Here is a 22,156-nt window from a genome sequence, read left to right on the forward strand (position 1 = left end):
CGGCCCCTCCGCCGTCCCCGGCCGTACCGGCCGAAGGCGGTAGCCTCGGCGTCATGGCGGCCGTCTCGGTGATGGTCGCGGCCCTGCTCCTGGTCGCCGGGCGCGCCCACCCGGTGGCGGTGCTCGCGGACATCCGGGCCCTCGGCACGGTGGTGAACCTGACCACCCCGCAGACACCGCACTTCCCGCTCGGCCTGGTCGTCGCCCTCTACTCGGCGGTGCGCTTCACCCGCCCCGCCGTCGCTGCGGCGGCCATGGCCACGGCCCTCCCGCTGGTCCCGGCCAGCACGGCTGGCCCCTGCCCTTCTGATGGTCCCGGCCAGCACGGCTGGCCCCTGCCCTTCTGATGGTGGGGGCTGGCCGGGAACGCGGTGGCCACCCTCCTGCCCGTCGGCGCGGCCGTGGTGGTCAGGCACCGCCGGCGGGAGGCCGACGCCCACCGGCTGCTGCTCGCAGACCGGGCGGTGGCCGCGGAGCGCCGCCGGATCGCCCGCGAGCTGCACGACTTCGTCGCCCACCACATCACCACCATGCAGCTGATGGCGGGCGGCGCACGGGCCAACCTGGCGTACGACCCCGAGGCGGCCCGCGAAGCCCTCGTCAGGCACGAGCGCGTCGCCCTCCAGGGCGGCCCTGGACGCCGCCCCGGCGGCCAGCGGCGGCTTCCGGGTGGCGGCCCGGATCCCCCTGCCGGTACCGGGCGCGGTGGCGGGCGGGAGAGAGGGCCGGCACGGATGATCCGCGTGCTCATAGCCGACGACCAGCCGCTGGTCCGGCGCGGACTGGCCCTGATCCTCGGCCCGGACCCGGAGTTCGAGGTGGTCGGCGAGGCCGAGGACGGCGCCCGCGCGGTGGAACTGGCCCGGGAGCTGCCCCCCGACGTGGTCGTCATGGACATCCGTATGCCGGTCCTCGACGGGGTCCGGGGACCGAGGAACTCGCCCGCGCCCTTCCCGGGGCCCGTGTCCTAGCGCTGAGTACCTTCGACGTGGACGAGTACGTGGTCGCCGCCCTGCGCGCCGGCGCGTACGGGTTCCTGCCCAAGGACGTGTCCCCGGAGGAACTGGGCGCCGCCGTCCGGATCGTCCACGCCGGTGAGGCGGCCTTCGCGCCGCGCCTGCTCACCCGGCTGCTCTCCGCCTACGTCCGCACCCCGGCCGCGTACGGGGGCCGCCCCCGGCCGGCCGCACCCCGCGCGAGCTGGAGATCTGGCGGCTCGGGGCCACTGGCCGGGGCAATGCGGAGATCGCCCTGGACCTGGACATCAGCGTCTCCTCGGTCAAGAACCACATCACGGGCGTCTTCGGCAAGCTGGCGTACGGGACCGGGCGCAGGCGGTGATCGCGGCCTACGAATCGGGGCTGGTGGCGGCGGGTGGGGGGAGCGGTTGATCCCATGTGCCCGGGTGAGGGCCGGAATCAGCCTGGCGACCCTACCTCTGACCAGCCAGAACACTGGATGATCCGCCCGTGCGGATGGGGACCGGTCCATGACACAGTGCGATCAGCCCGACCGAACGCCGCACGACCAGGGAGCCTCCATGCGCGATCCGCACGCACCACCGCTCGCGGCCGCCCCCGACTGCCCGCCGGACCCCGGCCCGCTGCCGCGGTGCCCGGTCTGCGCGGACGCCCCGCTCCGCATCTCCTGGCGCCAGCGCCCGAACCGTCCGGTCCTGTTGTCCTTCGACCCATGCGGTCACACCTGGTCCACCCCGACCCCTCCCACCCTCACCCCGACCGTCCCGCGCCCATGAGCCCCTGGCACAGTGCCGGATCATGAACCCCGACAACTTCTGGCTCCTCGTGGAAGAGGCCCGCTCCCAGAACCGTCGCCTGCCCCGCCTGGCCGCGCTGCTCCTGACGGACGAGGCCGTCTGAGCGGGCAGTCGCCGCTGCCTCGGCTTCCGTTCACGGGGCGACGGCGTCCGTATTCGGGCCGTCTTCGGGTGGGGTTGGGCCCGTTGGGTGCCGTGTTTGAAAGTGCTTCTTTTCTGGTGGCTTCGAGCACCATCTTTCAGGTAGGGCCTTCCGGGCATTATCTTGCCCGGAGCATGCCAATGGGTTGTGGCTGCGGTCCGCGTTGTACGCCGAGGAGCCGTCGTATGAGACTGCCGAGCATTCGCCGGAGCCGGGGGCATCGGGCTCCCCGAGTCTCCCGTGCCACCCCCGTCCGGGGGGATCGCCGGGGCCCGTTACCCCCGGCGTTCCCCTTCCGCCGCCGGAGCCCCCGTCGTATCGCCTCCGCCCTGCTGGCCGCCTTCGCCGCCGTCGCCGGGCTGGCCGTGGCCGGGCCGCTCGGCGGGCCCGTCGCCGCGACTGGCCCCGGGCCTGCCGCCGAGCCGATCGTGGAGCTCTACGACACCCAACCGCGCGGCGTCTCCTCCCTCAGCCACTACACCAACGACGGCCTCACCACCCGCACACCCGCCCGCCAGCGAGCGGACGTCACCCCACCGGCGGCCGGATCCGGAGGCGTCCCCGATACAGCCGGCGCCCCCACGGTCGGCTACGCCCGTCAACCCGCCCGGCGTAGCGCCAAGTCCACCCCTCGCGTCGCATCCGCCCGCACAGCGACCGCGCCCAAGAACGTCACCCCCGCCGTCGGCGCCGCCACGGGCGGCCACGCCCGCCCACCGGTCCCGCGCAGTGGCGAGGTCACAGCGCCCGCGCCCGCGTCGGCGTCTGCGTCCGCCCCCACGGCGGCCGGGTCCGGGGGCGTTTCCGTCACTGTCCGCGCCCCTGCTGACGTGCCGTCCGCCCCCGCCGACGGCGCCGGCACGCTGCCCGTCACGTCCGGTACGACGACAGCCGCGTCCCCCCGCTCGGCCGCCGACGTTGCCCTCCCCCGGGCGGAGGCGCGGCCCGCGCACCCCGTAGACCCGATGGGTCGGCACCCGTCCGCGCGTTGCGCCGGGGGTCCGGACCCCCGTAGCGGTGGCGGGGACGGGTTGCCGCCCGGGCCCTGGGTCGATCCTGAGCCAGGCCCATACCCAAGTCAATCCTCCGGTTCCCTGCACAGCCCCAAGCGATAGCTTGGGGCTGTGACCCTAGACGACCTCCGCGTGTTCGTGGCCGTCTGCCGTGCCGGCAGTCTCAGTGCGGTGGCCCGCGATCTCGGATGCACCCAGTCCGCCGTCAGCCAGCACGTCCGCCGCCTGGAGAAGGAGACCGGCACCCGCCTGCTGGAGCGCCACGCCCGCGGCGTCGTGCCCACCGAGGCGGGCCGCATCCTCCAGGCGGCCGCCGCCGACGGCATCGCCGGACTCGACGGCGCCCTGCGCCGCGTGGACGACCTCGTCCGCGGAGCCGGCGGTACGGTCCGCATCACCACCGGCGCCACCACCGTCCGGCACTTCATGTCCGAGGCCGTCGTCGCGTTCCGCCGCGCGCACCCCGGGGTGAGCCTGGAGTTCCAGACCGAGAACTCCAGCCGCGGCTGCTTCGCCGCCCTTGCCGCCCACGACCTCGACCTGGCCTGGATCACCATCGGCGCCGCCGTCCGCGGCATCGAGCAGCGGCCCGTCATGGACCTACCGTGGGTGCTGGCCGTCGGCGCCGACGACCCCCTCGCCGCCCGCACCGCGCTCGACCCCGCCGACCTCACCGGCATCCGCCACATCCGGCTCCCCGAGAACTCCGCCTCCCGCGCCCACCTCGACGCGGCCCTCGCCGCCGCCGGGATCCGCGTCCGCTCCGACACCGGCGCGGCCGACTGGGACACCGCCCTGCTCCTCGCCGAACTGGGCCTGGGCCATGCCCTCGTACCCGCGCTGCCCGGCTGGCAGGTGCCCGGCTCCGACGGGCCGCTGCGCCTCGTACCGGTACCCGCGCTGCCGCCCCTCGCCGTCGGATGGGCCACCCGCGGCTGGGCCGCCCTGTCCCCGCCGGCCCTCGCCTTCGCCGCCGCCGTCTCCCGCAGCTGCCGCGCCCGCGCCGCCGGGCAGCAGTGACGCCGCGACCAGCCCCAGCGCGGCCAGCCCGGCCAGGGCCGCCAGGGACGGCCCCCGCATCCCGGCACCCGCGGCGACCGCGATCCCGAGGGCGGGGCCCACGTTCATCGCCGTCTGCTTGAGCCCGCCGACCACCCCCGCATGCCCGGCCGGGGCATCGGCGACCACCGCCCCGGTGGCCGTGACCATCACCGCGGCGAAGCCGGCGCCGAGCACCCCGAAAGCCACCCCGGAGCCGGTGCCCAGCGCGGCGATCCCCGCGCCCACCAGCGCCGTACCGGCCAGCGCGGTCCGCCGCGCCCCGTACCGGCGCAGCGCCGCACCGGCCAGGGGCGCCCCCGCCACCATGAGCGCGGTCAGCGGCAGCACCCGCAGGGCGGTGGCAAGCGGGTCCAGCCCCTCGGCGTCCTGGAGCCGGAACGTGGCCGTGAACAGCGCCCCGAACATCCCCGCGGAGACCACCAGCAGCAGCGCCATCGAGGCCGTGACCGAGGTGGTCCGGGCCACGGCGGGCGGTACGAGCGGCCGCGCGGAGCGCCGTTCGCGGCGTACGAACAGCACCCCGAGGGCGAGGGACCCGGCGAGGCCCAGCCCCGTCGCCGTCCCCGTCCACCCGTGCTCCGGTACGCCCACCAGCGCGTGCACCAGCACCGCGACCGCCGCCGCGAGCAGGGCCGCGCCCGGCAGCTCCGGCCGCCCGGTGTCCGTACGCGCCGTCGCGGGAGCCCGTACGGCGAAAGCCAGCGCGGCGACGGCCAGCGCGACGGGCACGTTCAGCGCGAACACCGCCCGCCAGTCCCACCGCGCGACCAGCACCCCGCCGAGCAGCGGACCGGCCGCCGCGGCCACACCGATCGCGCTGGTCCGCAGCGAGACCGTCCGCGCGAGCCGGTCCGGGGGATACGCGAGCCGCAGCAGGGCCAGCGTGGCGGGCTGGAGCAGCGCGCCGAAGAAGCCCTGCGCGGCCCGCAGCCCGATCACCCAGCCCACCCCGGGCGCGTACACGATCCCCGCCGAGGCCACCGCGAAGCCCAGTACGCCGACGAGCAGCAGCCGGGCATGCCCGTACCGGTCGCCGAGCCGCCCGGCGAGCACCAGGAACGCGGCGACGGTCAGCAGATAGGCGGTACTGGTCCACTGCACCTGCGCCACGCTCGCCCCGAGGTCGCGCCGCAGGCTCGGCTGCGCCATGGTCAGCACGGTGCCGTCCAGCGCGACGAGCATGGCGCCCGCGACGCTGACGAGCAGGGCGAGGCGACGCCTCACGCGGGGCCGTCTCACGCGGGCCCGTCTCACGCGGGGCCCCGGCCGAGGTGCGCGTCGACGGCGGCGCCGACCAGCCGTTCCACGTCCACGGCGGGATCACCGTCGAGCGTCAGCGGCAGGCTGCCCCAGCGCCACAGCTGCGCCACGCCGTGCAGGTTGGCCCACAGCGCGGCGGCGGTGACCCGCGGCTCGGCCGCCCCGCAGCGTGCGACGAGGCCGACGAGCAGACCGAAGAGCGGCAGCGTCGACTCACGCAGCCGGGGGCCGCCGGACGGTGGCAAGTCACCACTGTCCAGCAGATCATGACGGAACATCAGCTCGAACATGCCGGGGTTCTCCAGCGCGTAGCCGACGTACGCACACCCGAGCGCCCGGACCTGCTCACGCGGCCCGGCCTCGGCCGCCGCCCCCTCCCCGGCGGTGAGCGGCGCGATCCGGCGGCCCAGGTCGGCGAAGCCGCGCCGGGCGATCGCGGACAGCAGGGACTGATGGGTGGGGAAGTACCGGCGAGGCGCCCCGTGCGAGACGCCGGCCCGGCGGGCGATCTCCCGCAGCCCGAGCGCGCCCGTCCCCTCGCTCATGACCAGCTCCACACCGACGTCGACCAGTCGCTCCCGCAGCGGGCTCTCGATCTCCATACGGCCTGTCTACCAGCACGAGTAGACAGTGTCTACCCACCCCTGACCGGCTGCGATGCCTGACAAGGACGGGCGGCGTGGCGCGATGGATGATGGAGGGGGCGGGCGCGAAGGCCAACGGGACCCCGCCGCCCGGTGGAGGAGGTGCACGTACATGACGGAGCACGACGGCGGCCCGAACGCGCGGAAGCTGGAGGAGGGCCGGCTGCTCAAAGAGCTGGAGGCCATCCACCGCACGCGCCACGAGACCCTGCTGCACGGGTCCGACGACGCACTGGTCACCCACACGAAGCGGATGAACGAACTGGAGCACGAGTACGTACGCCGCCACCCCCAGCGCGCCCAGACCGCAAGCCGCACCCGCTCAGGCGCCCGCGCCCGCACCCCCGGCGAGCACGAAGATCCCCCAGCGGGATGACCGGGCTTCCTGCTCCTCCGCCTGTCACCCCACCGGGTGGTCCAGGTAGGCGCCGAAGGCCGACGGCAGGTGGGTCCAGGCGTCCGGGCCGGCGGCGTACTCCGCGTCCGTCAGCAGGCAGGAGTCCAGCAGGCGGGTGTGCGCCGCGCCGTCGAGGTCCGGGCCGGTGAAGACCAGGTGCTGACGGCGGTCGCCGTGCTCGGGATGCCAGTCCAGCGCGGCGGCCGCCCTCCGCACGGCCGGGACCAGGTCCCACGCCGCGTCGGGCAGCGCGGCCAGCCACGGCCCGTTGTTCTCGATGCAGAGCGCGCCGCCCGCGGCCTCCCACGACAGCAGGGTGTCGGGCCGGTCGGCGAGCCAGAGGCGGCCTCGGCTGCGGGCGGCCGCGCAGGCCAGTTCCTCCAGGGCGGCGTGCAGCCGTTCCGGGTGGAAGGGCCGGTGGCGCCGCCACACCAGGGTGGTGACCCCGGCCTCCTCCGCCTCCTGGGGGAGCCGCGCGCAGGCCGGGTGCTGCGCGGCGGCCGCGGCCCGCGGGTCGAATCCGGCGAGGGCGGCCCGCGCCAGCTCGCCGGAACCGGCCTCCACCCGGCGGGCCGTGGGGTGGAGCTGGCGGAGCAGGGCCAGGTCCGCCGCGCTCGCGGCGGCGCCGCCGGCCAGGGCGAGGACGGGGGCGTACTCCAGCTGCCGGGCCCAGGTGTCGGCGACCGTGCGCCGGTCGGTGGCGGCCGCCGCGAGCCCGGCCTCGGCCAGGTCGTCGCCGTTGTCGAGGCAGGTCAGGACCAGCGCCGGGTCCACGGCCGTGATCACGCCGGTGAGCCGCACCGCCCCGCCCCCGTACCCGGCGAGCACCTCGGCCATCGGGCGCGGTTCCACGGAGTCCCACAGCTCGACGACGGCGAGCCGGGCCGTACCGTCCTCGGCCAGCCGCCGCAGCCGGGGGATCAGGTCTTCGCGCAGGGCGCAGCACGCGCAGTCGTTGACCAGCGGCGCCTCGTCCCGCGCGAGCTCACCTCCGGCGTCCCGCACCACGACCCGTACGGAGCCCTGGGCCGCCGGGCCGAGGTCGTGGTGGAGGGCGACGGCGCCGGGCACCGTGGCCAGCAGCTCGCCCACGGTGCTCCGGCGCGCCTCGGCGTGCAGTCCGGCGACGATGACGACAGGAAGGGGCACGGGCAGGGTCACCGCTCGCCCTCGGCACGCCCGTAGCGCCGCTGGAACCGCTCGACGCGGCCGGCGGTGTCCAGGACCCGGGCGGTACCGGTGTAGAAGGGGTGGCTCTGCGAGGAGATCTCCACGTCGATGACGGGATAGGTGCGGCCGTCCTCCCACTCGACGGTCGTGGTGCCGGTGGCGGTCGACCGGGTGAGGAAGGCGAAGCCGGCGGCCTTGTCGCGGAAGACGACGGGGCCGTAGGCGGGGTGGATTCCGGGCTTCATGGTGCGGTCCTTTCGGAGGGGGAGTGCAGGCGGAGGCGGCGCCGGGTCAGCGTTCCTCGCGGAAGTCGACGTGCCGGCGGACCACCGGGTCGAACTTGCGCAGCACCATGCGGTCGGGGTCGTTGCGCCGGTTCTTGCGGGTGACGTAGGTGTAGCCGCTGCCCGCCGTGGAGCGGAGCTTGATGATCGGGCGTACTTCGTTGCGTGCCATGGCGCCCAGTATATGGAAATGAACACCATTTTCAATAAGCGCTGAAAAGTGGGGCGGCTTTGCTTCGGATGAGACAAACTTGTATTGTTCGACGCGAAGGAGGCTCACGCGATGATGAGCGAAGAAGAACTGCTGGACGGCGCCGCCCGCGTCCTCGCCGGTGACCACAGCGCCTCGATGGTGCAGATCGCCGCCGGGATCGGGACCAGCCGCGCCACGCTCAGCCGGCGCTACGCCACCCGCGAGGCCCTGCTGAAAGCCGTCGCCGTCCGGGCGATCGAGGTGGTCGACGGCTGCCTCGCGCCGCTCGACCTGGACCGGACCGCCGACGCCGACGCCTTCGACGCCGCCGTCGAGGAACTGGTCGTCGCGCTCATCCCCGCCGCGCACCTCTACGGCTTCACCTCACGCGATGCCACCGTGCTCGCGGACCCCGAGTTCCGCGCCGGCGTGGACCGCCAGGACCGGCGCGCGCTCGCCTTCCTCGCCCTCGGCCAGCGGCTGGGGAGGCTGCGCGCGGACCTGCCGCCGTACTGGATCTGGTACTCGCTGTGGGGTCTGCTCGACGCCGCCGCCGAAGGGGTACGCGACGGCCACCTCGCGCCCCGGCAGATCGGCCACCTGGTGCTGACCTCCTTCCTCGGCGGGACGCGCCCGCCCGGCCGCCCGCCGCTCACGCGCCCCCCGGCCGACGCGCCCGCCGAGACCCGGCAGACGCCCCCCGAGCCGTGATCGGCTCCCCCCATCCGTGCACCCGTGCGATCCGCACCCGTGCACACACGTGAACGGAACCTCATGCACACCCCCGCGCTGGACCCCCGCCGGTGGACCGTCCTGGCGATCCTCTCCGGCAGCCTCCTGCTCATCTCGATGGACACCACGATCCTGAACGTGGCCTTCCCCTCGCTCGTCGGCGACCTCCGGCCCGGCGCCGTACAGCAGCTGTGGATCATCGACATCTACGCACTCGCCCTGTCCGGCCTGCTGGTCACCGCCGGGGCGCTCGGGGACCGCTGGGGGCGCAAGCGGCTGCTCATGGCGGGCTTCGGGATCTTCGCCACCGCTTCCCTCATCGCCGTGCTCTCCACCGAGGCATGGCATGTGATCGCGGCCCGTGCCCTGCTCGGCGTCGGCGGCGCGGCCATCATGCCGTCCACCGTCTCCATCCTGCGCAGCGTCTTCACCGACGCCAAGGAGCGCGCGTTCGCCCTCGCCGTCTGGGCGGCCGTCTTCGGCGGCGGCATGGCCTTTGGGCCCGTCATCGGCGGACTCCTCGTCCAGGACTTCGGCTGGCACTCCGCCTTCCTGCTCAACCTCCCCGTCACCGCCGTCATCGTCGCCGCCGGTCTGCGCTACCTGCCCGAATCCCGCGCCCCGCGCAGCGGCGGCGGCTGGGACTGGTGGGGCGTCGCCCAGTCCGTCGTCGGCATGCTCGCCCTCGCGGGCGGCATCAAGCAGCTCGGCAAGAGCGGTGTCGCCGACCCGCTGCCCTGGGCGCTGCTCCTGGTCGCGGCCGTCACCCTCACCCTGTTCGTGCGGCGCCAGCTGCGCGTGGACAACCCCCTGCTCCAGGTGCGGCTGTTCGCCTCGCCCGCGTTCAGCGTCGCCGCCACCGCCATCTTCCTGCCCATGGTGGGCATGGGCGCGATCCTCTTCCTCGTCACCCAGTGGTTCCAGTACGGCGAGGGCTACACCCCGCTGGAGGCCGGGCTGCGCCTGCTGCCCGCCCCGCTGGCCCTGATCGCCGCCTCGATGGTGGCGCCCTCGCTGATGCAGCGGTTCGCCATCCGCCACGTCCTCGGCGCCGGACTCGTCGTGCTCGCCGCCGGCATGGCCCTGCCGTGGACCTTCCAGCAGTTCACCGACCTCGGCTACCCGGCCTTCGCCGCCGCGCTGACCGTCATGGGGCTGGGCGCGGGCATCGCCACCACCGTCGCCTCCGTCACCCTCGTCTCCGCGGCGCCCGCCGCCGAGGTGTCCAGCGCCGCCGCCATCGAGGAGACCTGCTACGAGCTCGGCTCGGCCATGGGCGTCGCCGTCCTCGGCTCCACCGCCGCCGCGCTGTACCGGGGCAACCTGCCCGCCCTCGACCTCGACGGCCCCACCGCCGCCGCAGTACGGGACTCCGTCGGCGAGGCCGCGCACACCGCCGACCGGATCGGCGGCGCCGTGGGCCAGGCCCTGCTCGACACCGCCTCGCACGCCTACACCCTCGCCATCACCCCGGCGTTCCTCATGGCCGGCGGGCTGGCCGTCGCCGCGGCGGCCACGACCTGGTCCCTCATTCCGCGGGACCTGCGCCCCACCGAGAACCACTGACCCGGGCCGCCCGGAACACGGGCGCCGCCGGGGCCGGGCCCAGGGTGGTGGTCCCGGGCGCCGCCCGGTGCCCGAGCCCGGTGCGGTAGGCGTCCATGGCGGCCTCCACCCGTCCCGTCCGGCGCAGCAGATCGCCCAGCAGCCGGCACAGGTCCGCGAGATCGCCGCTCGCCCCGCTGCGCTCCAGCAGCGCCAGCGCCTGTACGTAGTGCTCCTCGGCGGATTCCGTCTCGCCGCGCTCCTCGGCCATCAGGCCGAGGAGCCGGTGCGCGCCGCCCGCGTGCACGGCGCCCAGCCCGCCGCCCGTCCCCAGCAGCGCCGACAGCAGGCCCGCCGCCTCCTCCGGGCGGCCGAGCCGGCGCAGTACGTCGGCCAGCTCGACCTCCACCTGAGCCGTGAACAGCCCGGCCCGGCGCGCCGACAGCATGTCCCGCGCGGTCCGCAGCTCCCGTTCCGCGGAGGCCAGTTCGCCGTTCTGCGCCTGGACGTAGCCGCGCATCCAGTGGCAGTGCGCCAGATCCGTCCGCAGCCGCAACTGCCCGTAGATCTCCTGGGCCTTGGCCAGTGAGGCGTCCGCGTCGGCGATCCGGCCCTCCGCGAGGAAGGTCCGGGCCACCTGCCGGTGCATGCCCGCCACCAGTGCCGGATCGCCCACGCGCGGGGCCAGCGCCAGCGCGAGTTCGGCGGCATGGGCGGCGCGGGCGTGAGCCCCCATGTCCATGTACGGCCCGATGGCCGCCGCGTACAGCAGCACCAGGGCGTCGGGGTCCGCCAGGCCGCTCGCCCCCAGCTCGTCGATGGCGGATTCGAGCAGGTAGCAGGCATAGCGCAGCTCGCCGGAGAGCAGGTGCGCCACCGCCCGGCCGCGGATCGGGCGGGCCCGGGCGGGCAGCGGCTCAGCAGCGAGCAGCCGCTCCGCCTCCTCGAAATGGGCTATGGCGTCCGGGAGTTCGCCCGATTCCAGCGCGCAGTCACCCAGCCCCAGCCGGGCCTGCGCCTGCTCGGCGGCCAGCCCCAGCTCCTCCGCCTGGGCGAGCAGCCGCCGGTAGCACGCGGCGGCCTCGTCGGCCGCGCCCGTGGCCAGGGTCCGCTGCGCGTCGGTGAGGGCCAGCCGCAGCTCGGTGGCCAGATGCGCCGGGCGGCCCGTGGCCAGCTCCTCGTACGAGGTCTCCAGGCGGGTGGCGAGGAAGCGCAGCGCGGTCTCGGACGGGCGGACCTTGCCCGCCTCCAGGGTGGAGACGTAGGCGGAGGTGTAGGAGGGGTGCGCCAACTGCTTCTGCGTCAGACCGCGTTCGACGCGCATCCGCTGCACCCTGCGGCCGATCTCGCCCGGTTCGTCCATGGAATCCCCTCGGTTGCTCGAACTCCCCAGTATTCAGCCGGAGTACGCCATTGCGCACCTCCCGTGCGGCGCCTAGTTTAAGCAGCCGATTCAGTGCGCTTATCAAGCCACTTAACTTCCTTTTCCCGTGGAGGACTTCATGGATCGAGTCAGACGTCCGGGCCGCCGCCGCCCGGTGCTGCGCGCCGCCGTCGCGATGGTCTGCGCGACCGCCGCACTGGTGGCCGCCGGTCCCGCGGGCACGGCGGACGCGGCGGACCGGCCCGTCCCGGCACGGGTGAAGGTCGAGATCCCGGGCCCCGAGCAGGACGACACCGCCGGCTCCGGGCACCTCCTGGTCCCGGCCGCGGGCAGCCCCGCCAAGAGCGCGGGCCGGCTCTCCGAAGCGGGGCGGGCGGCCGACGGCACGGTCACCAAGATGATCGACAACGGCCCCACCGCGGACCGGCTCGACGTGGTCGTCATCGGCGACGGCTACACCGCGGCCGAACTCGGGAAGTTCCACACCGACGCCGCCCAGAAATGGGCCGAGGTGGCCGCCGTGGAGCCGTACACCACCTACCGCGACCTGTTCAACGTATGGACGGTCGACGCGGTCTCCCACGACTCCGGCGTCTCCGGCGACCCGGACCCGGCGACCGTCCGCGACACCGCCCTCGGCTCGTACTTCTGGTGCGGCGACATCGAGCGGCTGCTCTGCATCGACCAGCCCAAGGTCGACGCGTACGTGGCCAAGGCACCCGAGGCGGACCTCGTCCTCGTCCTCGCCAACAGCGCCAAGTACGGCGGCGCCGGCTACAACGAACGCAGCGCCACCCTCGGCTACGAAGGCATATCCACCGCCTCCGCCGGCCACGCCAAGTCCGGGCAGGTCGCCATCCACGAGACCGGCCACTCACTCGGCAAGCTCGCCGACGAGTACTTCTACCCGGGCGTCCCGGACTACGAGCACTACACCGGGCCCGAGCCCGCCGAATCCAACAGCTCCACCCTCACCGCCGACCGGATGGCCGCACAGCGCGCCAAGTGGTACCGCTGGCTCGGCGCGCAATCCCCCGACGGCGGCACGGTCGGCACCTACGAGGGCGGCAACTACTACGTCACCGGGCTCCAGCGGCCCACCGACAACTCACTGATGCGGGTCCTCGGCAAGCCCTTCAACCTGCCCGGCGTGGAAGCGATGATCGCCGGCTTCTACCAGCACGCCCGGATCACCACCCCGCTCACCCCCACCGACCGCACCCTCCGGCTGCGCCACACCGCCAAGGTGTCCGTCCCCCGGCTGCACACCGCGGACGGCCGCCAGCCCGTGGTGCGCTGGTACCTGGACGGTCGCGAGCTCAAGCGCTTCGAGGGCCGCCGACAGGTGGCGGTGGCGGAACTGTGGCTGCTCGACCTGCGCACCCACCGCCTGTCGGTGACGGCGGAGGACCGCACCCCGTCGGTCCGCGACCCCGAGGCCACCCGCACCCTCCGCTCCACCACGGAGTGGACGGTCCGCCTCTGAGGCACCGGCACGCGCCGGGGGAGCCGGTACCCGATCCGCCGCCCCGCCCCGCCCGGACCGTGCCGGGCGGGGCGGGGAGCGCACGGATCACATGGGGTCCATGCCCCGGTCGTCCATGCGGCCCTCCATCTCGCTCTGCTCCTGGAGGCGGCGGGCCTTGTCGCGCAGCCGGCGGCTTTCCTCCGCGTCCGTGGAGCGCTCGGCGGCCGCGTTCAGCTCCTCCGCCTTGGCGCGCATCTGCCGGGACCGGCCTCGGGACTCGCCTGACGTACTCATCGATCGCTCCTCGGATCCGTGGGGGAGAGCGGGCGGATCCAGCGAACCAGCACCGCCCCGCCCCCGCATCCCGGAGCGTCCCCGGAGGTGACCCGCGGGCACCGCGCGCGCCGCGGATCAGGCGAAGTCGGCCGCGGCGTCCGCGCCGATCGTGGTGGTGAGGGTGAACAGGGCGCCGTCCGGGTCGCGGAGCGTCACCCACCGCTCCATGGCGTTGGAGGTGACGTCCGAGACCATGCGCCCGCCCAGCGCCAGGGCCGCGTCCACCGCCGGCCGCAGCCGCGGCACCCGGAAGTGGACGTGCCAGCGCGGCCGGGTGTGCGGGGAGTAGGAGGCCAGCTCGACCGGCCCGCTGTTCAGCCGGGCCACCGGCTCGCCGTCCTGGCGCAGCACGACCTGGTCCTCCTCGTACGCGACCTCGCAGCAGCCGGACCGGCCGGTCGCCCACTCCAGCACCGGGCCGTAGAACATCGCCGCGTCGAGCGCGTTGCGGGTACGCAGCTCCAGCCACGCGGGAGCCGGGCCCTTGCCCACCCGCCAGTCGGCCGCCACCGCGCCCTCCCAGATCCCGAAGACCGCCCCGTCGGGGTCGGCGACGAGTGCGGCGCGGCCGCCGGAGTCGAAGGACACCGGGCCGACGGCGATGGTGCCCGTCCGCTCCCGGATCCGGTCCACCGCCACATCGGCGTCGTCGACGGCGAAGTACGGGGTCCAGGCCGCGGCCACCGCCAGATCCGCGGCCAGCGCCCCGATGCCCGCCACCGGCACACGGTCCTCGAAGGCCACGGCGAACGCCTCGCCCAGGCGGGCCGGCCGGAACCGCCACCCGATCACCGCACCGTAGAAACGCTGGGCCGCCACCAGGTCGCGGGTCATCAGGCTCACCCAGCACGGGGCGCCGAAGACCTCCCGAGTCGAAATCTCCACAGCTCGCTCCGTCCCTGACGCACGCACCTGTGTCTCCCATTCTGGTACGTATCATGACGATCTTCGTCGTTGGGAGCGGCGAATGCGCACACCGCGTGGTCAGGCGTCACGCCACGTGTCCGCCGCCCTCGCACCGGGGCCGATTAACGGGCGCCCCGGCCCCTTCGGCAGGATGGGGGCATGACCGAGATCCGCACCCCCCGACTCCTCCTCCGCCGCTGGACCGACGACGACCTCGTCCCCCTCTCGGAGATCAACGCCGACCCCGATGTGATGCGCTGGATCGGCGACGGCTCCACCCGAGGGCTGGACGCGACCGCCGAGGACATCGAGCGCTGGGAGGAGGAGTGGGACGACGAGGGCTTCGGGATCTTCGCCGTCGAGCTCCTCGGCTCCGGCGAGCTGATCGGCGCCGTCGGCCTGTCGGTGTGCGAGTACCTGCCCGACGCGCCGGGCGACATCGAGATCACCTGGCGGCTCGGCCGCCCCTTCTGGGGCCAGGGCTACGCCTCCGAGGCCGCGCACGCCACCCTGGAGTTCGCCCTCCAGGACCGGGGCGTCGATCGGGTCGTCGCCGTCAACCGGGTGGGCAACACCGACTCCGAGAACGTGATCCGCAAGCTCGGCCTGGTGGCCGACCGCGCCACCACCGACCCCCGGCACGGCCACGCCGTGCAGATCCACGTCATCGACCTCACGGAGTACGAAGCCTGACCTCGCCCCCCTCAGGCGGGGTCCGCGCCGGGTGCGCAGGCCCCGCCGCCCGCGTGGATCGCGGCGAGGGCGGCGGCGTGCAGGGCGGCCGGGTCACCGTGGTGCGGGCGGGGGCTGCCCGTCAGCGTGTACCACTCCTCGGCGTCCTTGTACTGGACCTCGAACCGGGCCCGCCCGCCCTCCTCCGCCGTGGTGCGCAGCGTGAGCGGGCCGGTGACGACACCCACCTCGTCGGTCATCGCCCCGCCCGGCCCGGCCAGTACGTCGTCCTCCCACCGGCCCGTGCCCGGCGCCTCCGGCCCGGTCATGAGGCGCAGGTGTCCAGCATCGTGGTGAGCATCTTCTTCTCCGCTTCGGTGACGGTCAGCTCGTACGTGGATTTCACGGTGGTCCAGGCCCGGCCGTACTGGCACCAGCTCGCCCGGTCCGGCGGCTGCCACAGATCGGGGCTCTGGTCGCCCTTCGACCGGTTCGAGGCGGCGGTGACCGCCAGCAGCTGCGGGTGCGTCAGGTCGTTGGCGAACGCCTTGCGCCGGGCCGCGTCCCAGCCCGAGGCTCCCGAGCGCCAGCCCTCGGCCAGCGGCACGATGTGGTCGATGTCCATCTTCCCGGCGTCGGTGACCACCACCCCGTCGTAGAGGCTCTTCCAGGTCCCCGACACCGCCCGGCACTCGGCGTCCTGCTTCACCTCGGCGCCGTCCCGCTTGAGCACGGCCTCGCGCGTGTCGCACTTGTTGCCCTGCTCGGCCCAGTGCGTGAACTTCGCCCGGCTGTAGCCCGCCATCGTGCCCACCGGAGCCACCTTGAGCGCGGCCAGCTGGGTACGGGCCACGGCCGTGGTGACCATGCCCGGCAGCACGTCCCCGCCGGCCGGCGCCCCCGCGGGCGGCGCGTCGGAGGAGCCCGCCCGCGACGGCGACGCCTTCGCGTCCGGCCCGCCCGGAACGGCCGTACCGGAGCAGCCCGCCCCGGCGAAGACCAGCAGCGCCGCGGCCAGCACCGCGCCCGGCACCCGTATCTGACGTCCCATAACCCCACCCCGAGCCGGTCCCGCTCCGCACACTGTCCGCGAGAGCCTACCCAGATCCGGACAATCAACCTACGGGGGCCCCTCGGACGGGCGTTGTCAGTGGGGCTCGCTAGTCTCCCCGCATACCGCAGCTCAGGGGGCTTTTCGGACCCCCTGTCAGGGCTGCGCGCACCCAGTACGGACAGGCGGAGGGGCACGGCCGATGGCATGGCTTGCGGCGGGCGAGGGGTACGAGATCGCCCTGGTGGAAGGGCGGGTGGCGGCGAGGTCCGTCACCGGCCGCGCGGCGGGACGGCAGTTGAAGACACTGCCGAAGGCGCTCAAGGACCATCCGGAGGTGGACCGGCTGCGCCGGCTCGCCGAATGGCTCGACCGGCACGCCGACACCTGCGTGGCCCAGGTCGACGCCTGGATGGTGTCCTCGCTGCCGGTGCCGACGGAACTGCTGGCCCGGGTCTGGCCGGACGAGGCATGGCAGAGCGCCCTGCGCGACCTGGCCGTCGTCGGTGACGACCCCGACGAGGTGGGCTTCCTGCGGGACGCCACCGCCGACGGCGAGCTGAAGGTGGTCAACCTCGACGGTGAGACCGTACGGCTCTCCCCGCGCACGGTGACCCTGCCGCACCCGGTGCTGCTGCCCGACCTGGAGGACGTCCGGGAGTTCGCCGCCGAACTGGGCATCGAGCAGCGCGTGGAGCAGATCCACCGCGCCACCTGGATCAAGCCCGCCGGACTGGCCGGCACCGCCACCGAGGTCCGCGACTACGCGGGCGGCGTCTTCCCGCACCGCTTCGGCCTCGCCGCCCGCGCCACCTCGCTGGGCTACCGGGTCTCCGGCGGCTACGCCACCTGCAAGGTCCGGGACGCGGGCCCGGGGCGGGCCGCGGAGGCCGCCGTCTGGATCGGCGAGCCCTACTACGAGGACGAGACCACCACCGGCTCCCTGACCTGGCACGACGAGGAGGGCCGGTCGGTACGGCTGACCGAGGTCGGGCCGGTGGCCTGGTCCGAGGGCATGCGCATGGCCGCGGCGCTCTACGCCGGGCGCGAGATCAAGGAGGGCGGGGACGCGTGAGCACCAACGGGAGAGACGCACAGATGAACACCGGCACGACCACCAGCGCGACCACGGGCACGACCACCGGCACCGACATGACCGGCGCCACGGCCGAACTGCTGCTCAAGGCGGGCGCCGTGCTGCCGAGCGGCACCCCCGGAGCGGGCGCCGCCGCCGTGGACCTCACCGCCCGCACCTACCGCCACCCGGGCCTCGGCGACGAGCGGGTCGTCATCCGCCTCGCCCCCGCCGAACTGGGCGCGGCCGAGGACCTGGCCGCCGGGTTCCTGGGACTCGTACGCGACGAGGAGGAGCCGCCCGTCGTCGGACTGAGCCGGCGCCAGGCGCTCGGCTTCCCCGAGTGGGTGCTCGTGCACCACCCCGAGGACGGACACCACGCGCTCGCCGTGGTCCCCGAGCTCGACCGGATCGCCCAGCAGGCCAAGACCAAGCCCAAGGCGGCCCTCGACGCCTGCCTGGAGCTGGCCGGCCGCCTCGCCGCGTCCGTCCCGCACTTCCTGCCGCTCTTCCACGAGCAGGCCGCGCGGCTCTTCCTCGCCGTCGAGAACACCACCTACGCCTCCCAGCTCTTCGGCCGCGCCCGCACCGCCGAGGCGCAGAACGGGCTGCCCGTCGACGAGGACCGGCTCGACGGCGTCTTCCTGGAGTTCGCCCTGGCCGGCGCCCTCCCGGTGAAGGTGCTCAGCGGCTACGGCAAGGCCCTCGCCGCCCGCGTCAGCCCCGCCGAGGCGTACGAGCGCTTCCGCCGCCTGTGCGTGCGCCGCACCGCGGGCGGACTGCCGCCCTCCGCGCAGGCCGCCACCGAACTGCGCCGGCTCGCCCGCGCCGCCGGCCTGACCGGCACCGAACCCGAGCAGGACTACCTCGCCGAACTCCTGCCCCTGCCCGCCACCCTGCGCGCCGCGCACGGCTGGTGGAAGGCCCACCGGACCGCCCTCGTCGCCCTCGCCCGGCGCGTGCCCGCCGTACGCGGCACCCTGCTCGGGCTGACCCCGCCCAGCGGCGGCGACGGCGAGCTCAGCGACCTGTGGCTGGACATCCTGGAGGAGTCCGGAGCCACCGCCGGGCTCGCCGACGGCAGCCTGCCCGAGGAGGAGCGCTGCGCCGACGGCACCGCCGGCTGGCTCGAACGCTTCCACTCCGCCCGCCACTCCGGCTGGGGCCGCCGCAAGCCGCTGCCGCTCCTGGTCACCCTCGTCGAGCGGTCCGCGCCGCAGCTGCGCGCCGAACTGGCCGCCCCCGGGCGCGAGACCGGCCTGCGGATCGGCCTGGAGGACGTGGACCTCCTCGACCTGCTGCTCGCGCTGGACGTCCCCGTCGCCGACCCCGACCGCCCGGGCGGCAACAGCCGCCACGGCGCGCTGAACCTCTCCGAGTGGGCCTCCGGCGAGCACCGCCGCGATCTGCTCGCCCTCGGCGCCGACCCGCGCTTCCACCCCGCCTTCGACCGGGCCCTGGACAACTTCGGCGAAGGCTCCGCCGAGGACGTCCGGCGGATCGCCGCCGCCCCCGGTGGCCGCCCGCTGCTGACCGCGTGGATGCAGCGCGTCGCCGGCGCCTCCACCGCCGTCGGCCTGCCCAGGATCCCGAACGCCATCCGGCGCCTGACCTGGCTGCCCGCCGAGGCCCTGGAACTCGCCCGGGAGGAGGTCGCCGCCGCGGCCGCCGCCGACCTCGCCGCGAGCCTGACCCGGACCCTGCGCACCGGCCTCTTCGAGGAACTGGCCTGGCCCGCCTGGGAGGAGGCCGTCGCCGAACTGGCGCCCCGCCAGGACCGCCAGGACCTCACCGTGGTCGAAGCCTGGCCGTATCTGATCGTCGCGAACAACAGCCAGGTCCGCGTCCTCGACGCCGACTCCACCGTCCTCACCCACGACCTGCGGGTCCCGAGCGGAACCGGCCACCACCGCCTCGGCTTCCACTACGTCGACGGCGAACTGCTCGTCTTCTGGAGCTCCTGGCAGGACAACGAGACCCGCGGCTACTGGCACACCGCCCCCGGCACCGTCGTCTCCCTCGGCTCCGAGCGCCGCTACTGGTCGATGCGCGGCGACTACCTCTCCCTGCCGCTGGCCGGCGGCGGCCGCACCACCGGCGCCGGGGTCCTGCACCGCGGCGACACCCAGCTGCCCGACGAGCGGGCCGTGATCTCCGACGGCATCTCCCACTGGGTGTGGCAGAGCCGCGACCGGGAGACGGGCCAGGAATCCGGCTGGCGCGAGTACGACCCGGTCGGCGCGGCCTACGGCAGGCTCTCCCAGCCCGCCTTCTTCGCCGACGCCCCGCACGGCCAGGCGGCGTTCGCCCACCAGAGCGGCAGCGCCAACTGGCTGCGGCCCACCCCCACCGTGCCCGGCTCCGTACTCGGCGCCCCCGTCGACGGCCTGCTCGGCTGGCGCATCGAACGGACCCCCGGCCAGGGTTGGCGGGGCACCGACACCGCCGGGCGCACCGTCACCCTGCCCGGCGGCGGCCACGCGCCCCTCGCCGCCCTCGCCTTCCCCGGCGACGACCGGCCGCGGACCCTCACCCAGGACTGGCGCGAGCTGCGCATCAGCGACCCGGAGGGCGTCCTCACCACCAAGTCCGGCGGCGACCACCGCGGGCACCAGAACACCTTCCGCACCGGCATCGTGGACCACCCGCCGCTGGCGTACTGGTACGCCCTGCGCCCGCGCGACCTCGACGGCTCCGTGGCCCTGCGCGCCCTCGACCGCGACACCGTGGCCAAGCTGCTGGAGGCGGCCGCCGCCGCGGCCAAGGCGACCGACCTGCCCGAACTGGTCGGCGCGGCCCTGCCGCAGATCACCTCGCCCGAGCTGGTCCACGGCATCTGCGAGGTCGTCCGCTTCACCCTCACCCAGCAGCAGGCCCTCGACCGGGTCGCCGACCGGCTCGCCGGCGGCGCCGCGCCCGCCGAAGCCCGCGTACAGGGCCCCCACGACCGCCTGTTCGCCGACGCGGTCAGCGGCCTCATGGGCTCCGCGGCCCTGCGCTGGGGCGGCGACCACGACGGCGCCCACCACACCCTGAGCCTGCTCGGCGCCGCCCTCGCGGGGACCGACCACGCCCAGGTGCCGGGCCTGCTGCACTTCGACACCCCGGAGCTGCCCCACTACAGCTTCTGGTGGACGCAGCTCCTCGACGAGCCCGCCGCCCTCGCCTACCGCGCGGCGGCCGTCCCGGCCACCGACGAGGAGCGGGCGGTCCTCCTCGGGCTGCTGCGCCGGATCGACGGCCTCGGCCTGGCCTCCGCCCAGGGCTCGGCCGGCACCTGGCGGCGCGTCCTGCTCCACCTCGGGCAGGCCCACCTGACCGGCCCCGACGGCCAGGACCGCAACGTCTACCACCGCAGCCTCCTGCCGCTGGGCGGCGGAGCGGTCCTCGCCCTCACCGAGCACGGCGAGTCCCTGCCCGACGGCCACGAGTTCGGCGCCCTCTTCCACGACCCGACCGGCGGCTTCACCGCCCCCGGCCCCTACACCGTCCGCGGTACGGCACCCCTCGGCGACCGCACCCGGGACGCCGCCTGGCTGACCGCGTTCCTCGACGCGGCCGCCGCGCACGGCCCGGCGCCCTTCCACCCGGAGGCCGCCGAGGAGTTCGCCCGGCTCACCGGAGTCTCCGGCACCCTCGCCCGCCTGGTGGTCGCCGGTCTGCCCAACGTCGACAGCGGTGAGCGCAACTTCCTGTCCCCGGAGGTGCGCACCGCCCTCGGGGTCAAGGCCGCCGAGGCCGCCCACGCCCGTACCGAGCTCGGCGCCGTCGAGGGCCCGGTCCGCCGGGCCGTCGTCGGCGCGCTGCTGCCCGCCGACCCGGCGAAGCTGTGGAGCGAGGGCCCCGACGCGGCCGCCGCCGCGCAGGTGTGGAACCAGCGCGTGGGCCGGCGTACGCCCGTCCCCGAATGGCTGGGCACCGAGGCGGCCCGCGCCGTCCGCGGCGGGCGGCCCGCACACCGGGTGCTGGCCGCGATCCTCGACCCGGCCGCAGCCACCGAGCTGTCCGTGGACGTGCCGTGGACGGTCTCGGGCGACCACGTCGTGCCCGCCGAACCGGCCACCGACCCCTTCGACGCGCAGGTCCTCACGAGCACCGTGGCCATGGCGGGCTGGCTCGCCCACCGGCTGCCCGCGGGGCACCCCGTCCGCGCGGCCCTGCCGCCCGCGCTGACCGCCGTACGGCAGCGGCTCGCCTCGCCCGAACTGCTCCTGGAGATCGCGTACTACACGAGCCTCCCCGACTTCCGGAAGGCCGCCGGCACCCCCACCGAGACGGGGGAGGGCTACGAGCGCTACGGCGCGGTCGTCATGGCCACCTACGACGACCGGCCCAAGCCCGCCGTGCGCACGGCGCTGCTGGACTCCACCGGCTCCGACCCCCACCTGCCCGCCCTGCGCGGCGAGGACCAGCGGCCCTCCGGTATCGAGACGGCCCTGCGCACCGCGCAGGACCCGCGCTTCGCCGAACTCCTCGCCGACCCGGGCGCGCCCGCGGCGGGCACGGCCGACGCGGAGGGCACCTGGTGGCCGCAGGACGCGAGCCGTTCGGTCCCCGACCTGGTGGCGGAAGTGGCCGCCGAGTACGGGCTGGGCGCCGACGCGGCCACGCTGTACCTCGTGCTGCTGGCCATGCCCGACCCCTCCGACCGGAACACGGCCCGGTGGACGGGCTGGAAGCCCGCCCGCCTCAAGGCGGCCCGCGCCGAACTGGCCGCCACCGAGCTGGTGGTGACCGCCGACCGGAGCCGGGCCGGGCGCTCGCTGTTCCTGCCGGGCGGCTGGGCCGACATGCCGTCCCCGACGCTGCCGGTGGAGCAGTGGAAGCTGCCGCTGTACGGACTCACCGCGGGCGGAAGGCCGCCGCTGGGCGTGCTGGCCCCGGCGGAGCCGGTCGCGGCGCTCTACCGGCGGGCCTGGCAGCGGGTCCGCGAGGGCGACGTACCGCGCTTCGAGGAGCTCAAGGTGAAGCGCGCGCGGGGCCGCAGGCGCTGATTCCGGCCGCCGGGCGCGGCGCATCGCGATCGTGTGCGGTGCGCCGCGCCC

Annotated in this window: 18 protein-coding genes and 3 pseudogenes; 11 read left to right on the forward strand and 10 right to left on the reverse strand. The window is 75.1% G+C overall.

The window, feature by feature from the left end; genetic code table 11:
- Window positions 1–53: 53 nt before the first annotated feature.
- The 4 genes and pseudogenes from ABZ873_RS08615 to ABZ873_RS08630 all read left to right on the forward strand — a co-directional run bounded on the left by ABZ873_RS08615 (window position 54) and on the right by ABZ873_RS08630 (window position 3,952).
- Entirely contained in the window at window positions 54–347 is a 294-nt protein-coding gene (locus ABZ873_RS08615; RefSeq protein WP_360867281.1) for a hypothetical protein, read from the forward strand.
- 117 nt (window positions 348–464) lie between these two features.
- A pseudogene (locus ABZ873_RS08620) lies at window positions 465–608 on the forward strand (histidine kinase dimerization/phosphoacceptor domain-containing protein); the annotation flags it as partial.
- A 126-nt stretch (window positions 609–734) separates the two neighbouring features.
- Window positions 735–1,391: pseudogene (locus tag ABZ873_RS08625) on the forward strand (response regulator transcription factor).
- Between the two features lie 1,652 nt (window positions 1,392–3,043).
- Window positions 3,044–3,952 (forward strand): LysR family transcriptional regulator, encoded by a 909-nt coding sequence (locus tag ABZ873_RS08630; RefSeq protein WP_360867284.1) that lies wholly within the window; start codon window positions 3,044–3,046, stop codon window positions 3,950–3,952.
- Here the strand turns inward: ABZ873_RS08630 and ABZ873_RS08635 are convergent.
- Window positions 3,938–5,176: pseudogene (locus ABZ873_RS08635) on the reverse strand (MFS transporter); the annotation flags it as partial. The gene ABZ873_RS08630 and the pseudogene ABZ873_RS08635 overlap by 15 nt on opposite strands.
- 68 nt (window positions 5,177–5,244) lie before the next feature.
- Window positions 5,245–5,856 (reverse strand): TetR/AcrR family transcriptional regulator, encoded by a 612-nt coding sequence (locus ABZ873_RS08640; protein WP_360867287.1) that lies wholly within the window; start codon window positions 5,854–5,856, stop codon window positions 5,245–5,247.
- Between the two features lie 154 nt (window positions 5,857–6,010).
- Here ABZ873_RS08640 and ABZ873_RS08645 point away from each other — a divergent pair, with 154 nt between their 5' ends.
- Window positions 6,011–6,274: a DUF6158 family protein gene (locus ABZ873_RS08645; protein WP_360867290.1), complete on the forward strand. Its 264-nt coding sequence runs from the start codon at window positions 6,011–6,013 to the stop codon at window positions 6,272–6,274.
- A gap of 24 nt (window positions 6,275–6,298) precedes the next feature.
- Here ABZ873_RS08645 and ABZ873_RS08650 read toward each other — a convergent pair whose 3' ends face one another.
- From ABZ873_RS08650 to rpmG, 3 genes are read right to left on the reverse strand one after another with little or no spacing between them, the layout of a single operon-like run.
- Window positions 6,299–7,444 carry a GTP-binding protein gene (locus ABZ873_RS08650; protein WP_360867293.1) on the reverse strand — a complete coding sequence of 382 codons (1,146 nt, stop codon included), beginning with the start codon at window positions 7,442–7,444 and terminating at the stop codon, window positions 6,299–6,301.
- Window positions 7,445–7,452: 8 nt separating this feature from the next.
- The gene (locus ABZ873_RS08655) at window positions 7,453–7,710 is read right to left on the reverse strand and encodes a type B 50S ribosomal protein L31 (protein WP_360867296.1); all 258 of its coding nucleotides are present in this window, start codon (window positions 7,708–7,710) and stop codon (window positions 7,453–7,455) included.
- Window positions 7,711–7,756: 46 nt separating this feature from the next.
- Window positions 7,757–7,921, reverse strand: coding sequence for a 50S ribosomal protein L33 (gene rpmG, locus ABZ873_RS08660; RefSeq protein WP_360867298.1), 165 nt, complete (start codon window positions 7,919–7,921; stop codon window positions 7,757–7,759).
- A gap of 111 nt (window positions 7,922–8,032) precedes the next feature.
- Here rpmG and ABZ873_RS08665 point away from each other — a divergent pair, with 111 nt between their 5' ends.
- Together ABZ873_RS08665 and ABZ873_RS08670 are read left to right on the forward strand one after the other, a co-directional pair.
- Window positions 8,033–8,653: a helix-turn-helix domain-containing protein gene (locus tag ABZ873_RS08665; RefSeq protein WP_360867301.1), complete on the forward strand. Its 621-nt coding sequence runs from the start codon at window positions 8,033–8,035 to the stop codon at window positions 8,651–8,653.
- 63 nt (window positions 8,654–8,716) lie between these two features.
- Entirely contained in the window at window positions 8,717–10,240 is a 1,524-nt protein-coding gene (locus ABZ873_RS08670) for an MFS transporter (protein WP_360867304.1), read from the forward strand.
- Here the strand turns inward: ABZ873_RS08670 and ABZ873_RS08675 are convergent.
- On the reverse strand, window positions 10,203–11,582 hold the full coding sequence (locus tag ABZ873_RS08675; RefSeq protein WP_360867307.1) for a helix-turn-helix transcriptional regulator: 1,380 nt from the start codon (window positions 11,580–11,582) through the stop codon (window positions 10,203–10,205). The two genes, ABZ873_RS08670 and ABZ873_RS08675, sit on opposite strands and share 38 nt — an antisense overlap.
- Window positions 11,583–11,721: 139 nt before the next feature.
- Between ABZ873_RS08675 and ABZ873_RS08680 the strand changes: the two genes are divergently transcribed.
- Window positions 11,722–13,089, forward strand: a complete 1,368-nt coding sequence (locus tag ABZ873_RS08680) for a M64 family metallopeptidase (RefSeq protein WP_360867310.1) — start codon at window positions 11,722–11,724, stop codon at window positions 13,087–13,089.
- Between the two features lie 87 nt (window positions 13,090–13,176).
- Here the strand turns inward: ABZ873_RS08680 and ABZ873_RS08685 are convergent, their stop codons facing one another.
- Window positions 13,177–13,365 carry a DUF6381 family protein gene (locus tag ABZ873_RS08685; RefSeq protein WP_360867312.1) on the reverse strand — a complete coding sequence of 63 codons (189 nt, stop codon included), beginning with the start codon at window positions 13,363–13,365 and terminating at the stop codon, window positions 13,177–13,179.
- 117 nt (window positions 13,366–13,482) lie between these two features.
- Complete coding sequence (locus ABZ873_RS08690; protein WP_360867477.1) at window positions 13,483–14,241, reverse strand: VOC family protein; 759 nt, start codon at window positions 14,239–14,241, stop codon at window positions 13,483–13,485.
- A gap of 231 nt (window positions 14,242–14,472) precedes the next feature.
- On the opposite strand from ABZ873_RS08690, the gene ABZ873_RS08695 reads away from it, so the two are divergent.
- Complete coding sequence (locus ABZ873_RS08695) at window positions 14,473–15,006, forward strand: GNAT family N-acetyltransferase (protein ID WP_360867315.1); 534 nt, start codon at window positions 14,473–14,475, stop codon at window positions 15,004–15,006.
- 11 nt (window positions 15,007–15,017) lie between these two features.
- Here the strand turns inward: ABZ873_RS08695 and ABZ873_RS08700 are convergent, their stop codons facing one another.
- Both ABZ873_RS08700 and ABZ873_RS08705 read right to left on the reverse strand, forming a co-directional pair.
- Window positions 15,018–15,314: a hypothetical protein gene (locus ABZ873_RS08700; RefSeq protein WP_360867318.1), complete on the reverse strand. Its 297-nt coding sequence runs from the start codon at window positions 15,312–15,314 to the stop codon at window positions 15,018–15,020.
- Window positions 15,311–16,036 (reverse strand): HNH endonuclease family protein, encoded by a 726-nt coding sequence (locus ABZ873_RS08705; protein WP_360867321.1) that lies wholly within the window; start codon window positions 16,034–16,036, stop codon window positions 15,311–15,313. Before ABZ873_RS08705 ends, ABZ873_RS08700 begins: the two co-directional genes overlap by 4 nt.
- A gap of 202 nt (window positions 16,037–16,238) precedes the next feature.
- On the opposite strand from ABZ873_RS08705, the gene ABZ873_RS08710 reads away from it, so the two are divergent.
- Together ABZ873_RS08710 and ABZ873_RS08715 are read left to right on the forward strand one after the other, a co-directional pair.
- A complete protein-coding gene (locus ABZ873_RS08710; RefSeq protein WP_360867323.1) occupies window positions 16,239–17,111 on the forward strand; it encodes a DUF4132 domain-containing protein in 873 nt (290 codons plus the stop codon).
- Between the two features lie 77 nt (window positions 17,112–17,188).
- Window positions 17,189–22,105, forward strand: coding sequence for a DNA-binding protein (locus ABZ873_RS08715; RefSeq protein ID WP_360867480.1), 4,917 nt, complete (start codon window positions 17,189–17,191; stop codon window positions 22,103–22,105).
- Window positions 22,106–22,156 lie beyond the last annotated feature (51 nt).

The organism is Streptomyces sp. NPDC047014, from assembly GCF_040644195.1.
Classification (GTDB): Bacteria; Actinomycetota; Actinomycetes; order Streptomycetales; family Streptomycetaceae; genus Streptomyces.

Coding starts and splice junctions, on each gene's coding strand:
- ABZ873_RS08615 (WP_360867281.1), top strand. CDS start 54: ATGGCGGCCGTCTCGGTGATGGTCGCGGCCCTGCTCCTGGTCGCCGGG.
- ABZ873_RS08640 (WP_360867287.1), bottom strand. CDS start 5,856: ATGGAGATCGAGAGCCCGCTGCGGGAGCGACTGGTCGACGTCGGTGTG.
- ABZ873_RS08645 (WP_360867290.1), top strand. CDS start 6,011: ATGACGGAGCACGACGGCGGCCCGAACGCGCGGAAGCTGGAGGAGGGC.
- ABZ873_RS08655 (WP_360867296.1), bottom strand. CDS start 7,710: ATGAAGCCCGGAATCCACCCCGCCTACGGCCCCGTCGTCTTCCGCGAC.
- rpmG (WP_360867298.1), bottom strand. CDS start 7,921: ATGGCACGCAACGAAGTACGCCCGATCATCAAGCTCCGCTCCACGGCG.
- ABZ873_RS08665 (WP_360867301.1), top strand. CDS start 8,033: ATGATGAGCGAAGAAGAACTGCTGGACGGCGCCGCCCGCGTCCTCGCC.
- ABZ873_RS08670 (WP_360867304.1), top strand. CDS start 8,717: ATGCACACCCCCGCGCTGGACCCCCGCCGGTGGACCGTCCTGGCGATC.
- ABZ873_RS08675 (WP_360867307.1), bottom strand. CDS start 11,582: ATGGACGAACCGGGCGAGATCGGCCGCAGGGTGCAGCGGATGCGCGTC.
- ABZ873_RS08680 (WP_360867310.1), top strand. CDS start 11,722: ATGGATCGAGTCAGACGTCCGGGCCGCCGCCGCCCGGTGCTGCGCGCC.
- ABZ873_RS08685 (WP_360867312.1), bottom strand. CDS start 13,365: ATGAGTACGTCAGGCGAGTCCCGAGGCCGGTCCCGGCAGATGCGCGCC.
- ABZ873_RS08690 (WP_360867477.1), bottom strand. CDS start 14,241: ATGACCCGCGACCTGGTGGCGGCCCAGCGTTTCTACGGTGCGGTGATC.
- ABZ873_RS08695 (WP_360867315.1), top strand. CDS start 14,473: ATGACCGAGATCCGCACCCCCCGACTCCTCCTCCGCCGCTGGACCGAC.
- ABZ873_RS08700 (WP_360867318.1), bottom strand. CDS start 15,314: ATGACCGGGCCGGAGGCGCCGGGCACGGGCCGGTGGGAGGACGACGTA.
- ABZ873_RS08705 (WP_360867321.1), bottom strand. CDS start 16,036: ATGGGACGTCAGATACGGGTGCCGGGCGCGGTGCTGGCCGCGGCGCTG.
- ABZ873_RS08710 (WP_360867323.1), top strand. CDS start 16,239: ATGGCATGGCTTGCGGCGGGCGAGGGGTACGAGATCGCCCTGGTGGAA.
- ABZ873_RS08715 (WP_360867480.1), top strand. CDS start 17,189: ATGACCGGCGCCACGGCCGAACTGCTGCTCAAGGCGGGCGCCGTGCTG.